This window comes from Rhizobium rhizoryzae, assembly GCF_011046895.1.
Lineage (GTDB): Bacteria > Pseudomonadota > Alphaproteobacteria > Rhizobiales > Rhizobiaceae > Neorhizobium > Neorhizobium rhizoryzae.
On sequence record NZ_CP049250.1, the window covers coordinates 569,865 to 585,154 of the forward strand.

A 15,290-nucleotide genomic window follows, 5' to 3' on the forward strand; every position below is an offset into this window, starting at 1 on the left:
GCCGCCATTCCTTGATCAAGATCAAGTGGAATGGAAGCCTCCTCAAGAAGCCGCTATAACAGGCGCGCCATGGATATTTCACGCCTCGACATTCACAACTCAGACATCCCCGAACTCTGCAAGAGCTGCGAGGTTCGCCACAAGGGCATGTGTGGCGCCTTGAACGGCATGGAACTGACATTGCTCTCGAAGCATACGAGGCAAGTCAGCCAGCCCGCCGGTGAGGAACTCGTCGGTGAAAGCACCGATATCGATGCCTATGACAACATCATGCGGGGCGTGGTGAAGCTCTCGAAGACGCTTGAGGATGGCCGGCAGCAGATCGTGGGACTACAGTTTGCCCCGGATCTTGTCGGCAGGCTCTATGCCAGCGAAAGCCCGATGACTGCCGAAGCCGCATCGGATGTGGATGTCTGCCGAGTACCGCGTCGCATTCTGGAAAGGCTGATCGACGGAAACCCGGAACTGCGCAAAAGACTGATGGATCAGTCCCTGCGGGAACTGGATGAGGCACGAGACTGGATGGTTACACTTGGCCGCAAGACCGCTGCTGAAAAGGTAGCCAGCCTGCTTCTGCTGATTGCCACGCATCTGGATCCGGACGCAGAAGGCGAGAGACGCGTGTTTGACCTCCCCGTCTCCCGGCTGGATATCGCAGATTATCTCGGCCTTACAATCGAAACTGTCTCCCGCCAGCTTTCAAAGCTCAAGGGCGAAAAGGTCATCTCGATTACCGCAAACCGGCATATCGAGGTTCTTAATTTTACCAAACTGCGCATCCGCGCCGGATAAAATACGGCGCCGACACTTTGCCTACCAATTGATCTAGATCAAAATATAAGCAGCGCACTGCTCATCAGCTGCTCGGGAGGACGGCTGCCTGTCTAACGGATAGGCATTTTTTGACCATTTGATAAATTTTCCCAGTCTCCAAAAATCAAACCTCTGATTTTGTTGCATTAATCAGCTTGGCACGCCGTTTGCTACCTCTGTCTCAGCAGGTCTCTGGACCGAAAACGACTGAAAGGAGCAATTTCATGGAAATCGGTGTCTTCATTCCAATCGGCAACAATGGTTGGCTGCTTTCGGAAAATGCGCCGCAGTACAAGCCGAGCTTCGAGCTGAACAAGGAGATAACGCTCCGGGCGGAGAAGTACGGCTTCGACTTTGCGCTCTCAATGATCAAGCTGCGTGGCTTTGGAGGAAAGACGGAGTTCTGGGACTATAATCTGGAAAGCTTTACGCTCATGGCGGGTCTTGCCGCCGTTACCTCCAGGATCAAGCTCTTCGGCACTGCCGCTACGCTCATCATGCCACCGGCCATCGTCGCACGCATGGCCACAACCATCGATTCGATTTCGGGCGGACGCTTTGGCGTCAATCTTGTGACCGGTTGGCAGCGACCCGAATACAGCCAGATGGGCCTGTGGCCGGGAGATGACTATTTCTCAGACCGGTACGAGTATCTGAGCGAATACACGACCGTTCTGAAGGACCTGCTTACCACCGGCCAGTCCGACCTGAAGGGCAAGTATTTCCAGATGGATGATTGCCGCATGAAGCCGGTGCCGCAGGGCGATGTGAAGCTCATCTGCGCCGGTTCTTCGAATTCAGGCATGGCGTTCTCGGCACAGTTTGCCGACTACAGCTTCTGCTTCGGCGTGGGCGTCAACACGCCCAAGGCCTTTGCGCCGACCAATGAGCGGCTTCTGGCCGCCACGGAAAAGACCGGTCGTGAAGTACGCTCCTTCGTACTGACCATGGTGATCGCGGAAGAAACGACAGAAGCCGCCTTCGCCAAGTGGGAACACTACAAGGCAGGTGCGGATGAAGAAGCCATAAAGTGGCTTGGCCTGCAGAGTGCCGCCGACACCAAATCCGGCTCCGATACCAACGTGCGCCACATGTCCAATCCGGTTTCCGCCGTCAACATTAACATGGGCACCTTGATCGGCTCCTATGCGGAAGTGGCAGCCATGCTGGATGAGATGAGCGAAGTGCCCGGCACCGGCGGCGTGATGCTGACCTTCGACGACTTCCTGGAGGGCATCGAAAAGTTCGGCCGGTTCGTACAGCCGCTGATGAAGAGCCGCGCCCACATCCAGCCCATGCTGGAGGCCGCAGAATGAGCGAGACCGTTGTTGCAGGCTATCAGCCTCGCCCGGAACTGGCAAAGAGCGTGACGCTTCCGGCTCGACCCGAACCGATTTCACTGAAGCCGTCTGAAACTGCCGTCGTAGTGGTGGACATGCAAAACGCCTATTCCACCGAAGGCGGTTATGTGGATCTCGCGGGCTTCGATATCTCAGGCGCCAAGGGGACGATTTCCAACATCAAGAAAACGCTGGATGCGGCACGCGCGGCAGGCGTTCTGGTTGTTTATTTCCAGAACGGCTGGGACAAGGACTACGTGGAGGCTGGCGGCCCCGGCTCACCCAACTGGCACAAATCCAACGCGCTGAAGACCATGCGCAAACGCCCGGAATTGCATGGCCAGCTGTTGTCCAAGGGTGGTTGGGATTACGCCATCGTGGACGAGCTTCAGCCGCAACCGGGCGATATCCTGGTGCCGAAGACCCGCTATTCCGGTTTCTTCAACACCAACATGGACAGCGTGCTGCGCGCACGCGGCATACGCAATCTCGTCTTTGTTGGCATTGCCACCAATGTCTGCGTGGAAAGCTCGCTGCGCGACGCCTTTCATCTCGAATATTTCGGCGTGATGCTGGAAGACGCGACCCATCATCTGGGACCGGACTTCATCCAGCAGGCGACGGTCTACAATGTCGAGAAATTCTTCGGCTGGGTTTCCACCGTCAATGATTTCTGCGGCGCGATCGGTCAGGCAGCACCCGCCGAAGCGGCCGAATAACATTTTCATATCAGGAGAGAGATCATGCCGAAGACCATCATCGTTCCCGAAGGCACGCAGAAGCCGATCGCGCCCTACTCCCCCGGCACGCTCGCCGATGGCGTGGTTTACGTTTCGGGCACACTTCCCTTCGACAAGAACAACGACGTCGTGCACGTGGGCGACGCGGCGGCGCAGACACGCCATGTGCTGGAGACCATCAAGTCGGTTATCGAGACGGCGGGCGGCACGATGGAAGATGTCACCATGAACCACATCTTCCTCACCGATTGGTCGAACTATCAGGCCATCAACAAGGTCTATGCCGAATATTTTCCCGGCGACAAGCCGGCTCGTTACTGCGTGCAGTGCGGGCTGGTGAAGCCGGACGCTCTGGTGGAAATTGCCACCGTCGCACATATCGGAACGAAATAAACCGATGGCCTCCCCCTCGCGCCTTGGCGTCGGGGAGGCTCCCTGCCCACTTCAGCCAAGAGCAGACCATGCATTACGAGATCCACGGCCTGTCCGAACCAGATGCGCCAACCATTCTTCTTTCATCCGGACTCGGCGGCTCAGGTGCCTATTGGGCACCACAGATCCCGGCGCTCTCGAAGCATTTCCGTGTCATTACCTATGATCATCGTGGGTGCGGACAAACAGGCGGCGAAGTTCCAGTGACAGGCGGCATTGCGGCCATGGCCGACGATGTGCTGGAAATCGTCGAGGTTGTCGGCCTCAAGAGCTTTCATTTCATGGGTCATGCGCTGGGTGGGTTGATTGGCCTCGACATCGCTCTTCGCAAGCCTGGCCTTATCGACAAACTCATTCTGATCAACGCCTGGAGCAAGGCCGACCCGCATTCCGGCCGCTGCTTCGATATCCGCCTGGAATTGCTGGAGAAGTCCGGTGTGCCTGCCTTCGTGAAGGCACAGCCTCTGTTTCTATACCCTTCATGGTGGATGAGCGAAAACGCCGAACGGCTTGCCCGGGATGATGAGCATGGCATGCTGCACTTTCAGGGCAAAGAAAACGTGACGCGGCGTATCGCTGCACTTCGAGCCTTCGATGTGGATGCAGCGCTTGATCGCATCTCCTGCAAGACCTTGCTCATGGCGACGAAAGACGACCTGCTGGTACCGTTCACCCGGTCCGTGCGGCTTGACCAGGGACTGACCCATTCAACCCTGTCTGTCTGGGACCAGGGAGGTCACGCCATGAACATTACCCTGCCGGATCGCTTCAACGCCGAGGTTGAGGAATTTCTTTCATCTTAAACAAGCTATGACAGTTTGAGAGCCACGCCGTTGAACCTTAACGCTGCTTCCTCCGTAACGTCCAAGACGATTGCCCCTCTGGAGACATCTAAAATGCCCGCTTCGCCTCAACTTCTCTCCGCCACCGAGACTGACATGCGCCAGATTTTCCGAGATGCCATGGCGCGTCTGGCTGCTGCGGTCACCATCGTGACCACGGATGGGGATGGTGGCCGGGCGGGCTTTGCGGCAACCGCCGTATGTTCTGTGTCGGATTCTCCTCCGATGCTTCTCGTCTGCCTCAACAAGGGCTCTTCCGCTTATCCGGCGGTTGCGGCCAATCGCGCAATCTGCGTCAACATTCTGGCCAGCGAACATGAAAGCCTCAGCCGCCTTTTTGGCGGCAAGACACCGGTAGACGAACGGTTCGCGGCAGCGACCTGGTCCCGGACGGAGACCGGCTGCCTGCGTCTGGAGGGAGCCCTTGCGAGTTTCGACTGCACGATCTCCTCCGTCGCCGATGGCGGAACTCATGACGTCCTTTTCTGCTCTGTCGAGACGATCGATATCCGGAGCGAGGGCCAAGGCCTGATCTATTTCGACCGCGAATACAGAACAGTGTGATCAATCACGGCATGAACGGCAGCTAAATGGCGTCTTCAGACGCCATTCCGCATCGGCAACTTAAAAAGAAAGCGTTCAATGGCGGAACGATCCGCACAAGGAGACGCTTTCATGATCCGCAAAACTCTCATCGCTCTTGCAGCCCTGACCAGCCTCACTGCTGCTGTGCCGGCCTTGGCCAACGATGTCCGGATCGATCAATACGGATGGTCCAATTCCGCTGGCGGCGCGCAGCATGGATCCTGGAACCGCATAAGATCCTACCAGAACGGCTACGGCAACTCAGCGGCCTCTCATCAGCGCGGTTACGACAACCTCTCCGTCACGGGCCAGGACGGCAACCGCAATTCCGCCAGCACCTATCAGACCGGAAGCCGCAACAGCGCAGGTGTCGGCCAGTTCGGCTCCGATCATCAGACTATCCTCACCCAGGACGGCAATGGCAATATCGCTGCCGGTGTTCAGGTGGGCCGTGGCTGTAGCGCGAATGTAGCGCAGGCCGGCAGCGGTAATATCGCGGCCTTCGTCCAGTCCTGCGATTAATTTCAAGCCACGACATCCGCCCACGCATGCCAGTTTGTTTGGAGAATGGCCATGTTCATCAATACCAATGCCAAGAGCACCGTCATCGTCGCCCTCCTGCTCGCAGCAGTGGGCGGAACGGCAGGGCTTGCCATCGCGGGCTCAAGCAAGGGTCCGCTACGCTGCGAGCTTCGCGTCACGAAATCTGGCGGCAACGTCACACTGGAAGCTCTCGCGTTCGCGGAGAAAAGCGTAGAGGGCACCTACCGACTTATGGTCGATGGATCAGGACAAGGCGGCAACAGCGTGATCCAGCAAGGTGGACCGTTCAATGCGGATCCTGCCAAGCCGAATTCGCTGGGAATGGTATCACTTGGTTCAGGATCGAGCTATGACGCGAAGCTGGAGGTAAAAGCCGGCGGGACCAGCGCGAACTGCACGGAAACCGTTGCCGCAAAGATTTGAGTCCCACCACACACCAGCAATACGATTTGATAATCCGGCTCCCGTGAGCCGGATTTTCTTTTGAAAGATCGTGCCGATCTGCGGCCCGCCATGCCGCATGGCATGTCCGACCAAAGAAGTTAAACGAGAGTTAAACACCTGATTCCGCAGCCATTCAGCCACGGCATGGCAAGGTCTCTTTAGGCTCAGATCAAGAGGAGACCGATGATGAACCGCCTGCTGAAGACACCCGTAGCCGCTCTTGCTTTGACAGCCCTTTCCCTGTCGCTTGGCACGCAAACGCCCGCTTATGCAGGAGGGTCGGTCTCCTTCACGCTCAACCCTTCGCGGGATCAGGGTGGAGACCTGCTTTCGACCGGCATAAGGCTCTACTCCATGTATCGGGGATTGAAGCAAGGAGAGATCCGGCAGGACGGTTCACACAATGAAGCTGGCGTCGCGCAGAACGGGAGAGACAATGTGGGATTCATCCGGCAGCGCGGCAGCGACCACTCCGCGACACTGCGCCAGAACGGCGACGACAATGCCTACGGCATATTTCAGTACGGTCGCGGTGCGGCGACCGACGTAGAGCAACATGGCCACGAAAGCGGCCTGACGTTCAGCTACGGATGGCGGTGATCCGCTCACGTTCTATCAATGTCGTTGGAAGAGGAATGGCGCACCCGAAGAGATTCGAACTCCTGACCCCCAGATTCGTAGTCTGGTGCTCTATCCAGCTGAGCTACGGGTGCTTGCCTCACCGACTGTCCGTCGGCGTTGGCGATCCTCTAAAGCGTTACGTTTAGGATTGCAAGCGCTTTTGAAAAATCAGACGTCATTTTCTTGAAATATATGGTCAAGCTATTGATAAATATCGGTTATTTTCATGCCCTCGCGCGATAGCTCTCCAGTGAGACTGGTCGATCAGGAATCTCTATGCGAAATTGCGTGCCCCGTCCCGGCTTCTCAACAAGCGCAATTGTACCCCCGTGCGCGAGCACGAGCTCACGCGCTATGGCTAGGCCTAAGCCCGTTCCACCAGAGCGGGCAGCGCCCCGAAACGCCGTGAAGAGGTTTTCACGGGCCTTCTGCGGCATGCCGGGTCCATTGTCGTCGATGATGATGCTGACAACCGATCCCACACGCTGCGCACTGAGCGAAATACGGTGAGCCTGCCCGTCTTCGCCCGGCTCAGCCTGGCTGAGTGCCTGAACGGCGTTTCGACACAGATTGTGGATCACGCGGAACAGCTGCTCACCATCGGCGTCAACCTCCAGATCCTCCGCAATCTGCTCGACGAATCCAATGGTTCCTTCCGGATCAATGGCCAGCATCTCTCGAACGTCCTGACAGAGGTCGGCGAGCTTCAGCAGCCTGCGGCGCGGCGCCGCCTCCGAGGCCTGACCGTAGGCAAGAACCTCGTTGGTGTAGCCGACTGCCCGATCAATCGTGCGCAGAAGCTTGGGGGCAAAGCTTCGCACCATGGGATCTTCCACGTCCACGAGCCGGTCGGACATCAGCTGGGCCGAGGCGAGGATGTTGCGCATGTCGTGATTGATCTTGGAAACCGCGAGACCAAGATCGGCAAGATTCTTTTGTTGCTTGAGTGTGCGCTGCAATTCCATCTGCATGGCAGCCAGATGCTGACCGGCCACTTCAAGCTCACCCTTGGCCCTGCCCGGCTGAAAAATTCGGTCCGGATCTTCGGGACGATCGGAAAAGCGCTGCATGCCATGCGTCAAACGGCGGATCGGACTGATCATCATGCGGTTGATCGATACGTAGATCAGTCCGGCTGTCACCATTGAGATCAAAAGTGAAATACCGAACATAAGCTTAGAAAAGCTGATCATCGCCTTGCGAAGGGCATCGTCCGTCATGACGAGCTCAATGATCATGTCGGTCTCACCGATCGGACCGAAGACGCGCATCACCTTCCCGCCGCCCAGAAGCAGCGTATCCAGCGCATTTTGCATGGCGTTCACGGCGCCTTCATTGGCGAGATCGTACTGGTCATCAACCTGTGGAGGCACATCAATGGCCGCCAGAAGTCGAGACGTTCCATCCTTGCGCAGCGCTAGAACCTTCGTCCCGGTCGCAAGCAGCGTGTCGTCCTGGACCTCGCGGGGCAATTCAGCTGGCTGCAGGCCGTCGATGACGATGCCAGCCGCAGCGGCCGTATCGAGCCTGTCGCGCAGCCAGGTCGTGCGCATCACGGAGATGGACGGTATGAATATCAGAACTTCGGCAAACATGACGAAGGCGACTGTCAGCCAAAGGAGGCGCCCTGACAGGCCGTGGAGGCGCCGCGGCATCCGCTGTATCGCCGCGTCCGCATCGTCTCCTGCCAGTGTCTGTCGGGCGGATAGATCCGCCACTCTGCTCATGCGGAACTCCGTTCCCATTTGACAGCAAGCCTTCGGGCCTACCTAGCTCAAGACGAAATGATAATGGCGCCCGAGGGCTTTTTCCAGCCCTCGGACGCCAAACCTTCATTACAGTTCGTTAATTCGGCAGTTCTCAGAACTCTTCCCAGTTCTCGCCACTGGCGGCAACCGCCACGGCAGCGCTTGGTACCGAAAGAGCACGGGCGAGATTGCCCATCATCTTGCGGGCTGGCGAGGCCTTGGGTGCAGATGCCGTATCGGCAGCACGGGGCACACGAGAGACGACCGGGCGCGCAGTTGCTTCGGATGCGTAATTCGAAGGCGCAGCGACGACCATATCACCAATCTTGAAGTGTGACAGCAGCGAGAAGAGTGTTGCCGTTTCGCTGGAAAGCTTGTGTGTCGCGGCGGACGTCTCTTCCACCATGGCAGCGTTCTTCTGCGTGACCTGGTCCATCTGGTTGATGGCGGTATTGATCTCGTGCAGGCCAGTTGCCTGTTCCCGGGCAGCAACCGCGATCGAGTGGATGTGATCGTTGATGCTGAGAACCTGCGTCTCGATTTCGTGGAGCGAAGCGCCCGTCTTCTGCACAAGCTTCACGCCGCCAGCAACCTCATCGCCGGACTTCGTGATAAGCGTCTTGATGTCCTTGGCGGCGTTCGCAGACCGCTGAGCCAGTTCACGAACCTCCTGGGCAACGACGGCAAAGCCTTTGCCTGCCTCACCGGCACGAGCCGCTTCGACACCTGCATTCAGAGCCAGCAGGTTCGTCTGGAAGGCGATTTCATCGATCACATTGATGATCTGAGAAATTTCGTGAGAAGCCTGCTCGATGCGGCCCATTGCTGTGATGGCGTCACGAACAACAGTTGCGGATTGGGCAGCGCTCTGCTTGGCTTCGGTCACCATTTCACTGGCTTCCTGTGCGCGAGTCGTAGAGGTCTTCACAACGGCCGTGATTTCATCAAGGGCTGCCGAAGTCTGTTCAAGCGCGGCGGCCTGCTGTTCTGTCCGGCGGGAAAGATCGTCTGCCGCGATACGGAGCTCTTCAGAGTTGCTGTTGATCGAGCTCGTGGCGTTGCGGATCTCTTCCATAGTCTTGCGCAGACCAGTGATGGCCTCGTTGACATTGGTTTGCAGTTCGGCAAAGGCGCCACGGAATTCTCCGCGCATCGTCTCCGTCAGATCGCCGACGGCGAGGCGCTTCAGGATTGCACCAGTCTGGGTCAGGCCGGAGTCAACCGCTTCGAGCAGTTCATCGACGTTGCGAGCAAAGCGATCGAGTGCCGGATCACCGAATTCCTTATTGATGCGCGATGAGAAATCACCGCTCGCAGCCGCCGCCAGAACGCTGGCCATGCGGTTTTGGAGTGCATCGCTCTTGGCACGGTTTGCGCTTTCCTGCGCGTTCATGCGATTGACTTCGACACCGTTCGATTTGAATACCTCGACGGCAGCAGCCATGTCGCCAATCTCATCCTGACGACCCATGGACGGGATGTCGGTGGAATAGTCGCCGTTGGCAAGGCGCTTCATCGCTTCAGTCAAGCCCAGGATCGGGTTGCTCAGCGAACGAGTGCCAATGAACATGCCGACAGCAGCGCCTGCGATAACGCCGATGGCAGTAATCGTGGCGATCATGACGAACAGTGTCTGACCGAAGCTTTCCGTGCTCTTCTGGACGCTGTCCAGTTCGGCAAGGTCGGCAGCAACGACAGCGTCGATTTCGGCCTGAAATGCCTTTCGGTTGTTACGGTTCGCTTCGTTGTTACCCTGCTTGTTGGCCGCGACAGGACCTTCCTCCTTCGCCAGCCGCACCGTTTCAGAACGGAACGCACGGAATTCCTTTGCGCGCGAGACCATGGCGTCGAAAACAGCACGCTGCTCCTTGGGAACCAGCGGCTGCCAGGAAGCCAGAACCAGATCAATCTGATCCAGGCTCTTCATGAGGCCGGGGCCAAACTTCTCGGCGTCTGCTGCGTCCTTCGCAGCGTAGATGCCACGCGCTTCCATGACCACGGCCGTAACCGCGCGGTTCAGGGTTTCGCCCTTGTAGGCACGCGTGGCAGCGTTATCAAATGCTGCCATACGATTGCTGTACTCAAGAATTGCAAACAGCGACAGTCCGCCGACAACCAATGCAACCAGACTCAGTATACCAACAAGTAAATTAATTTTGCCTCGAATTCTCATTGCGCCCTTCCTGTCTTCCGTGTCGCCGGTTACTGAGCCCCCGCTCCCGGACAGCTTCAATTGCCCAAAATTTTGCCATCTAGTAATTAAGGAAACCTGAACATAAATCAGAGCTTGTATCGTAAATGGTACACTCGCATAGGTGAACGAACCAAACTTGGATTCAGAGTTACCGTGATGTGAAGGCGGCAATGATTGACTTTGCGCGGCTGATGCCCTTATAAGCCGCGCACGTCCGGCATATCAGGCTGTAGCGCAACAGCGCACCTGTGGCCGAAACGTTTTCAAACAACGCTCTTGCTCCTCACGGAGCAACTTCAAGAAGGGCCGCACACCGCGGTGTTAAAAAAATGAAGCGTACCTACCAACCATCCAAGCTTGTTCGCAAGCGTCGTCACGGCTTTCGTGCCCGCATGGCTACGCCTGGCGGTCGCAAGGTTCTTGCTGCCCGTCGCGCACGTGGCCGCAAGCGTCTGTCGGCCTAAGTGTCGATAGCCCGAGATTGACCGGGCAATGAAGTCGAAAGACATTATGCAGCGAACTGTCGGGCGGCTGAAAAGTCGGCCGCAGTTTCTTGCCGTGAGGGACGGTGAGAAGCGGCGTGGACCCCTCTTCCTTCTGGAGGTTCTCGACCGCAAGGATCCCGCAAGCGAGCCCCGCGTCGGCTTCACGGTCACGAAGAAGCAGGGCAATGCTGTTGAGCGAAACCGGATGAAGCGACGGCTGCGCGAAGCAGTTCGTCAAAGCGCCCAGTTTGCAATGAAAGACGGTCATGACTACGTCATTGTCGCGCGGCGCGAATTACTCAGCGCGCCTTTCGCCGACGTGACGAAAGCGCTTTCCGAGCGGATCGGAAGCAGACCGAAACACAAGCGGTCCGAGGAGACCCGTTCCAGGAAAGCATGATGGAAAAGAATCGCAATTACTTCATCGCGATCGCCCTTTCAGTGGTGATCGTTCTTGCCTGGCAATTCCTCTATATGAATCCGAGGTTGGAAGCCCAGCGTCGCGCCGAGGAAGCCCGGCTCGCGAGCCAGGGGCAAAGCCAAATCATCCAGCCGGAGAGCCCTGGCGCTCAATCCGGCGTACAGCCGAACGGCACCCTGCCTGCCAGCGCACAGGCTCAGGCCCAGGTCACGCGCGAAGAATCTCTTGCGAAGTCCGCACGCGTCGTGATCGACACGCCTGCACTCTCCGGCTCCATCAACCTCACGGGCGCTCGCTTCGACGATCTGAGCCTTCGCGAATACCATGAGACGGTCGATCCGAAGAGCCCGACCATCGTGCTCTTCTCTCCGGCCGACACGAAGGACGGCTATTTCACCGAACTTGGCTACATCGGCAGCCAGGAAACCGGAACGGTTCCCGGTCCGTCCACCGTATGGACGGCTCCTGCAGGTGCCAAGCTGACCGTGCAGACACCGGTGACGCTGACGTTCACCAACGACAAAGGCCTTGTGTTCAACCGTACGGTCGCCATCGATGAGCATTACATGCTGACGGTGACCGACAAGATCGAGAACCCGACCGGCGCACCCGTAAATCTTTCGACCTATGGACGCGTCACACGCTATAACAAGCCGAACCATCCATCCGTTTATGTGATTCATGAAGGCTTTCTCGGCGTCATCGGCTCCGAGGCTGGTCTTTCCGAACACAGCTATAGCAATGTCGAGAAGGAAGCCACGGTCAATCCCAAGGCGACCGGCGGCTGGCTTGGCATAACAGACAAGTATTGGGCCGCAACACTCATTCCGCCGCAGACGCTCGCTTACGAATCCCAGTTCCGCTATCTCGCGGACGGTCAGACGCGCTATCAGGCGGACTTCAAGTCCGACAGCTTCACCGTCCAGCCGGGCCAGCCGACCGAGATCAAAAATCTCGTCTTTGCAGGCGCCAAGGAAGTACCGCTCGTCGACGGCTATGAAGCGAGCTACTCAATTCCGAAGTTCGATCTGCTCATCGATTGGGGTTGGTTCTATTTCATCACCAAGCCGATGTTCAAGCTGATGGATTTCTTCTTCCGCTTCTTCGGCAACTTCGGCGTTGCAATCCTCTGCACCACCATCGTGGTCAAGGCATTGTTCTTCCCGCTTGCCAGCAAGCAATACGCTTCCATGGCCGCGATGAAGCGCGTTCAGCCAAAGATGGAGGAATTGAAGGCAAAGCATGGCGATGACCGCATGGCCATGCAACAGGCGATGATGCAGCTCTACAAGGAAGAGAAGATCAACCCGATTGCAGGCTGCTGGCCGGTCCTGCTTCAGATCCCGGTGTTCTTCGCTCTCTACAAGGTCATCTACGTCACGATCGAAATGCGCCACGCACCGTTCTTCGGCTGGATCCAGGATCTGTCTGCGCCCGATCCGACATCGCTGTTCAACCTCTTCGGCCTGCTGCCCTACGACGTGCCGCATGCATTGATGATCGGCATCTGGCCCATCATCATGGGTGTCACGATGTTCCTGCAGATGCGCATGAACCCGACCCCGCCGGATCCGACGCAGGCCATGATCTTTACGTGGATGCCGCTGGTCTTCACCTTCATGCTGGCGTCGTTCCCAGCCGGTCTCGTCATCTACTGGGCGTGGAACAACACCCTCTCCATCACGCAGCAGGCTCTGATCATGAAGCGTCATGGTGCCAAGATCGAACTGTTCGGCAATCTCAAGAGTATGTTCCAGCGAAAACCGGCAGGAACGAAATAGCGCGGTTCATCCAGCCCCGGCTTCAACAGAGCCGGGGCTTTTTTGTTTCAGGAGGTTGCCCGTTGCTGAAAGGCGAAACACCGATACCCAACCGTTTTTCGTCTCGCTTCATGGGTATTCTCCTTGTGGCAGCGTCTGCTTTCGTCTGGAGCTATGGCGGCGCAATCCAGCGCTTCATCCGGATCGATGACACCTGGACGATTGTGTTCTGGCGCTGCTTCTTTGCTGCACTCTTCCTGCTTGGCTTCATGATACTGAGAGATGGGCCTCGAGGAACAGCGCGGCTGTTTTCATCCATGGGAACGCCAGGGCTGGTGATTGCCACTGGCTTTGCTGTCATTTCAACTTGTTTTGTTCTGGCCGTCAGCATGACACCTGTTGCGAACGTTGTGCTCTTCATGGCCTCCATCCCGCTTTTTGCAGCCCTGTTTGCTCGCATCTTCCTCAAGGAGCAGATAACACCCGTCACATGGCTGGCCATCATTGCTGTAATGTGCGGTGTCGGGATTATGGTCTCGTCTTCGCTGGGTGAAGGCCTTTCCGTCATCGGGCTTACGCTCGCCGCATCCATAGCCCTTATCTTTGCGGGCATGACGGTCATCACGCGGCGCCACCCAGGCATCAGGATGACGCCTGCCGCCTGTCTTGGCTCTCTGATTGCAACGCTTGCCGCAGCAACTCAGGCCGGTTCATTCCTTGCGCCGGCTCAGGATATGGCGCTGCTCTTCGCGTTCGGAGCCTTGAACCTCGGCCTAGGCATGGCGCTTTATGTGACTGGCGCCCGCATGATCCCGTCCGCGCTCGCTGCCCTGCTCGGCACCCTGGAAATGATCCTTGCTCCGATGTGGATGGTTCTGTTGCATGGCGAAATCCCCTCACAGCGAACCTTGATCGGCGGAGCGATTGTCTTCGGGGCTCTCTTCACCTACCTGCTGAACAGGCCGGGACCAAAGGAAACACAAAACCTGACGCGTTCTGCTTGACTCGGGCATCGAAACCCTGAATGCACGGGAGCTGAAACAAAGGCACTATTCATGACAAGCGACACCAAAAGCACAAAGCCGATCTTCGGGCACCCCTGGATTTTCATTCGCGGGGTTCCCGCCATGAAATTCCTGCCACCGGAAGGACCGCTCGAGGTTGCTTTTGCAGGACGCTCGAATGTGGGCAAGTCTTCGCTGATCAATGCACTTGTGGGGCAGAAGGGTCTGGCACGCACGTCCAATACGCCCGGCCGCACCCAGGAACTCAACTACTTCGTCCCCGATGGCTATTCCGGTGAAGGCGACGATCTGCCGCCGATGGCCTTGGTGGATATGCCCGGTTACGGTTATGCGCAGGCCCCGAAGGAACAGGTGGATGCCTGGACGAAACTGGTCTTCGATTATCTTCGCGGCCGCGCGACACTGAAGCGTGTCTATGTTCTGATAGACAGTCGCCATGGCCTGAAGAAGAACGATGATGAGGTTCTGTCGCTACTCGACAAGGCGGCCGTCTCCTACCAGATCGTCCTGACAAAGACCGACAAGATCAAGGCACCTGCCGTACCGAAACTGGTCGACGAAACGCTGGAGAAGATCCGAAAGCGACCCGCCGCCTATCCGGAGGTTCTGGCGACATCGTCGGAAAAGTCCGAAGGTCTCGATGCTCTGCGCGCGGAAATCCTGAAGACGATCGGGCGTCCGGCCTGACGCATCGGTGAGCCAGGCCGGACCTTGGTCTGACTCTTACATGGTCTTCGGCAGCATAACGCGGTCGATCACGTGGATCACGCCGTTCGACTGCTTCACATCGGCAATCGTGACACGAGCAACGCTTCCATTTTCATCGGTCAGCGTTATGCGGCCCTTGTTCATCTTCGCTTTCAGGATGCATCCGCCAACCGTCTTCACGTCGTGCGTACCGCCATCGTCCTTGATCATCTTGGCGATCATGCCGGACATGGCATCAGCCGCGACAACATGGCAGGTCAGCACCTTCTGCAACTGCGCCTTGTTTTCCGGCTTCAGGAGGTTATCGACCGCACCCTTCGGCAGCTTTTTGAATGCGGCATTCGTCGGCGCAAACACGGTGAAGGGGCCCTTGCCGGACAATGTATCGACAAGACCGGCAGCCTTCACAGCAGCAACCAGCGTCGTGTGATCCTTGGAGTTGACGGCATTCTCGACGATGGTCTTTGTTTCATACATCGGCGCGCCGCCGACCTTCGGATTTGCAGCGAAGACGGGAGCGGCGGTACCCGCTACCAGGGCGACAGCTGCCAATGTGTGCATCGCGAATTTGAACATGGATATTTCCTCT

At 57.5% G+C, this 15,290-nt stretch carries 17 protein-coding genes and 1 tRNA gene; 14 read left to right on the top strand and 4 right to left on the bottom strand.

Annotation, left to right across the window (positions count from 1 at the left end):
* The first annotated feature begins 69 nt into the window (after positions 1-69).
* The 9 genes from G6N80_RS08895 (at position 70) to G6N80_RS08935 (ending at position 6,339) form a co-directional block, all read left to right on the top strand.
* Positions 70-792: a Crp/Fnr family transcriptional regulator gene (locus G6N80_RS08895; protein WP_165133139.1), complete on the top strand. Its 723-nt coding sequence runs from the start codon at positions 70-72 to the stop codon at positions 790-792.
* 245 nt (positions 793-1,037) lie between these two features.
* Positions 1,038-2,129 carry a pyrimidine utilization protein A gene (gene rutA / locus G6N80_RS08900; RefSeq protein WP_062555239.1) on the top strand — a complete coding sequence of 364 codons (1,092 nt, stop codon included), beginning with the start codon at positions 1,038-1,040 and terminating at the stop codon, positions 2,127-2,129.
* Positions 2,126-2,872 (top strand): pyrimidine utilization protein B, encoded by a 747-nt coding sequence (rutB, locus tag G6N80_RS08905; RefSeq protein ID WP_062555238.1) that lies wholly within the window; start codon positions 2,126-2,128, stop codon positions 2,870-2,872. The genes rutA and rutB overlap by 4 nt, the downstream gene beginning before the upstream one ends.
* A 24-nt stretch (positions 2,873-2,896) precedes the next feature.
* Positions 2,897-3,286: a pyrimidine utilization protein C gene (rutC, locus tag G6N80_RS08910; RefSeq protein WP_062555237.1), complete on the top strand. Its 390-nt coding sequence runs from the start codon at positions 2,897-2,899 to the stop codon at positions 3,284-3,286.
* A 68-nt stretch (positions 3,287-3,354) separates the two neighbouring features.
* Positions 3,355-4,128 (top strand): pyrimidine utilization protein D, encoded by a 774-nt coding sequence (rutD, locus tag G6N80_RS08915; RefSeq protein ID WP_062555236.1) that lies wholly within the window; start codon positions 3,355-3,357, stop codon positions 4,126-4,128.
* Between the two features lie 93 nt (positions 4,129-4,221).
* Complete coding sequence (locus G6N80_RS08920; protein ID WP_062555235.1) at positions 4,222-4,731, top strand: flavin reductase; 510 nt, start codon at positions 4,222-4,224, stop codon at positions 4,729-4,731.
* 111 nt (positions 4,732-4,842) lie between these two features.
* Positions 4,843-5,274: a curlin gene (locus G6N80_RS08925; protein ID WP_062555234.1), complete on the top strand. Its 432-nt coding sequence runs from the start codon at positions 4,843-4,845 to the stop codon at positions 5,272-5,274.
* Between the two features lie 51 nt (positions 5,275-5,325).
* Positions 5,326-5,718, top strand: coding sequence for a curli-like amyloid fiber formation chaperone CsgH (gene csgH / locus G6N80_RS08930; protein ID WP_165133142.1), 393 nt, complete (start codon positions 5,326-5,328; stop codon positions 5,716-5,718).
* 204 nt (positions 5,719-5,922) lie between these two features.
* The gene (locus tag G6N80_RS08935) at positions 5,923-6,339 is read left to right on the top strand and encodes a curlin (RefSeq protein ID WP_062555232.1); all 417 of its coding nucleotides are present in this window, start codon (positions 5,923-5,925) and stop codon (positions 6,337-6,339) included.
* 36 nt (positions 6,340-6,375) lie between these two features.
* Here the strand turns inward: G6N80_RS08935 and G6N80_RS08940 are convergent.
* The 3 genes from G6N80_RS08940 to G6N80_RS08950 all read right to left on the bottom strand — a co-directional run bounded on the left by G6N80_RS08940 (position 6,376) and on the right by G6N80_RS08950 (position 10,281).
* Positions 6,376-6,452 (bottom strand) — tRNA-Arg (locus tag G6N80_RS08940).
* A gap of 132 nt (positions 6,453-6,584) precedes the next feature.
* Positions 6,585-8,087, bottom strand: a complete 1,503-nt coding sequence (locus G6N80_RS08945; protein ID WP_062555478.1) for a sensor histidine kinase — start codon at positions 8,085-8,087, stop codon at positions 6,585-6,587.
* A gap of 133 nt (positions 8,088-8,220) precedes the next feature.
* On the bottom strand, positions 8,221-10,281 hold the full coding sequence (locus G6N80_RS08950; RefSeq protein WP_062555231.1) for a methyl-accepting chemotaxis protein: 2,061 nt from the start codon (positions 10,279-10,281) through the stop codon (positions 8,221-8,223).
* Between the two features lie 350 nt (positions 10,282-10,631).
* Between G6N80_RS08950 and rpmH the strand changes: the two genes are divergently transcribed.
* The 5 genes from rpmH to yihA all read left to right on the top strand — a co-directional run bounded on the left by rpmH (position 10,632) and on the right by yihA (position 14,680).
* The gene (rpmH, locus tag G6N80_RS08955; RefSeq protein WP_062555230.1) at positions 10,632-10,766 is read left to right on the top strand and encodes a 50S ribosomal protein L34; all 135 of its coding nucleotides are present in this window, start codon (positions 10,632-10,634) and stop codon (positions 10,764-10,766) included.
* A gap of 46 nt (positions 10,767-10,812) precedes the next feature.
* A complete protein-coding gene (gene rnpA, locus G6N80_RS08960) occupies positions 10,813-11,187 on the top strand; it encodes a ribonuclease P protein component (protein ID WP_376748540.1) in 375 nt (124 codons plus the stop codon).
* On the top strand, positions 11,187-12,989 hold the full coding sequence (gene yidC / locus G6N80_RS08965) for a membrane protein insertase YidC (protein ID WP_062555228.1): 1,803 nt from the start codon (positions 11,187-11,189) through the stop codon (positions 12,987-12,989). Before rnpA ends, yidC begins: the two co-directional genes overlap by 1 nt.
* Positions 12,990-13,051: 62 nt before the next feature.
* Positions 13,052-13,972 carry a DMT family transporter gene (locus G6N80_RS08970; RefSeq protein ID WP_244484757.1) on the top strand — a complete coding sequence of 307 codons (921 nt, stop codon included), beginning with the start codon at positions 13,052-13,054 and terminating at the stop codon, positions 13,970-13,972.
* Between the two features lie 51 nt (positions 13,973-14,023).
* On the top strand, positions 14,024-14,680 hold the full coding sequence (gene yihA / locus G6N80_RS08975; RefSeq protein ID WP_062555227.1) for a ribosome biogenesis GTP-binding protein YihA/YsxC: 657 nt from the start codon (positions 14,024-14,026) through the stop codon (positions 14,678-14,680).
* A gap of 36 nt (positions 14,681-14,716) precedes the next feature.
* On the opposite strand, the gene G6N80_RS08980 is transcribed toward yihA, so the two are convergent.
* A complete protein-coding gene (locus G6N80_RS08980) occupies positions 14,717-15,277 on the bottom strand; it encodes a fasciclin domain-containing protein (protein WP_062555226.1) in 561 nt (186 codons plus the stop codon).
* Positions 15,278-15,290: the final 13 nt, after the last annotated feature.

What these genes read in the sequence shown, in the direction of transcription:
- G6N80_RS08895 (WP_165133139.1), top strand. Translation starts at nt 70, where the DNA reads ATGGATATTTCACGCCTCGACATTCACAACTCAGACATCCCCGAACTC.
- rutA (WP_062555239.1), top strand. Translation starts at nt 1,038, where the DNA reads ATGGAAATCGGTGTCTTCATTCCAATCGGCAACAATGGTTGGCTGCTT.
- rutB (WP_062555238.1), top strand. Translation starts at nt 2,126, where the DNA reads ATGAGCGAGACCGTTGTTGCAGGCTATCAGCCTCGCCCGGAACTGGCA.
- rutC (WP_062555237.1), top strand. Translation starts at nt 2,897, where the DNA reads ATGCCGAAGACCATCATCGTTCCCGAAGGCACGCAGAAGCCGATCGCG.
- rutD (WP_062555236.1), top strand. Translation starts at nt 3,355, where the DNA reads ATGCATTACGAGATCCACGGCCTGTCCGAACCAGATGCGCCAACCATT.
- G6N80_RS08920 (WP_062555235.1), top strand. Translation starts at nt 4,222, where the DNA reads ATGCCCGCTTCGCCTCAACTTCTCTCCGCCACCGAGACTGACATGCGC.
- G6N80_RS08925 (WP_062555234.1), top strand. Translation starts at nt 4,843, where the DNA reads ATGATCCGCAAAACTCTCATCGCTCTTGCAGCCCTGACCAGCCTCACT.
- csgH (WP_165133142.1), top strand. Translation starts at nt 5,326, where the DNA reads ATGTTCATCAATACCAATGCCAAGAGCACCGTCATCGTCGCCCTCCTG.
- G6N80_RS08935 (WP_062555232.1), top strand. Translation starts at nt 5,923, where the DNA reads ATGATGAACCGCCTGCTGAAGACACCCGTAGCCGCTCTTGCTTTGACA.
- G6N80_RS08945 (WP_062555478.1), bottom strand. Translation starts at nt 8,087, where the DNA reads ATGAGCAGAGTGGCGGATCTATCCGCCCGACAGACACTGGCAGGAGAC.
- G6N80_RS08950 (WP_062555231.1), bottom strand. Translation starts at nt 10,281, where the DNA reads ATGAGAATTCGAGGCAAAATTAATTTACTTGTTGGTATACTGAGTCTG.
- rpmH (WP_062555230.1), top strand. Translation starts at nt 10,632, where the DNA reads ATGAAGCGTACCTACCAACCATCCAAGCTTGTTCGCAAGCGTCGTCAC.
- rnpA (WP_376748540.1), top strand. Translation starts at nt 10,813, where the DNA reads ATGCAGCGAACTGTCGGGCGGCTGAAAAGTCGGCCGCAGTTTCTTGCC.
- yidC (WP_062555228.1), top strand. Translation starts at nt 11,187, where the DNA reads ATGGAAAAGAATCGCAATTACTTCATCGCGATCGCCCTTTCAGTGGTG.
- yihA (WP_062555227.1), top strand. Translation starts at nt 14,024, where the DNA reads ATGACAAGCGACACCAAAAGCACAAAGCCGATCTTCGGGCACCCCTGG.
- G6N80_RS08980 (WP_062555226.1), bottom strand. Translation starts at nt 15,277, where the DNA reads ATGTTCAAATTCGCGATGCACACATTGGCAGCTGTCGCCCTGGTAGCG.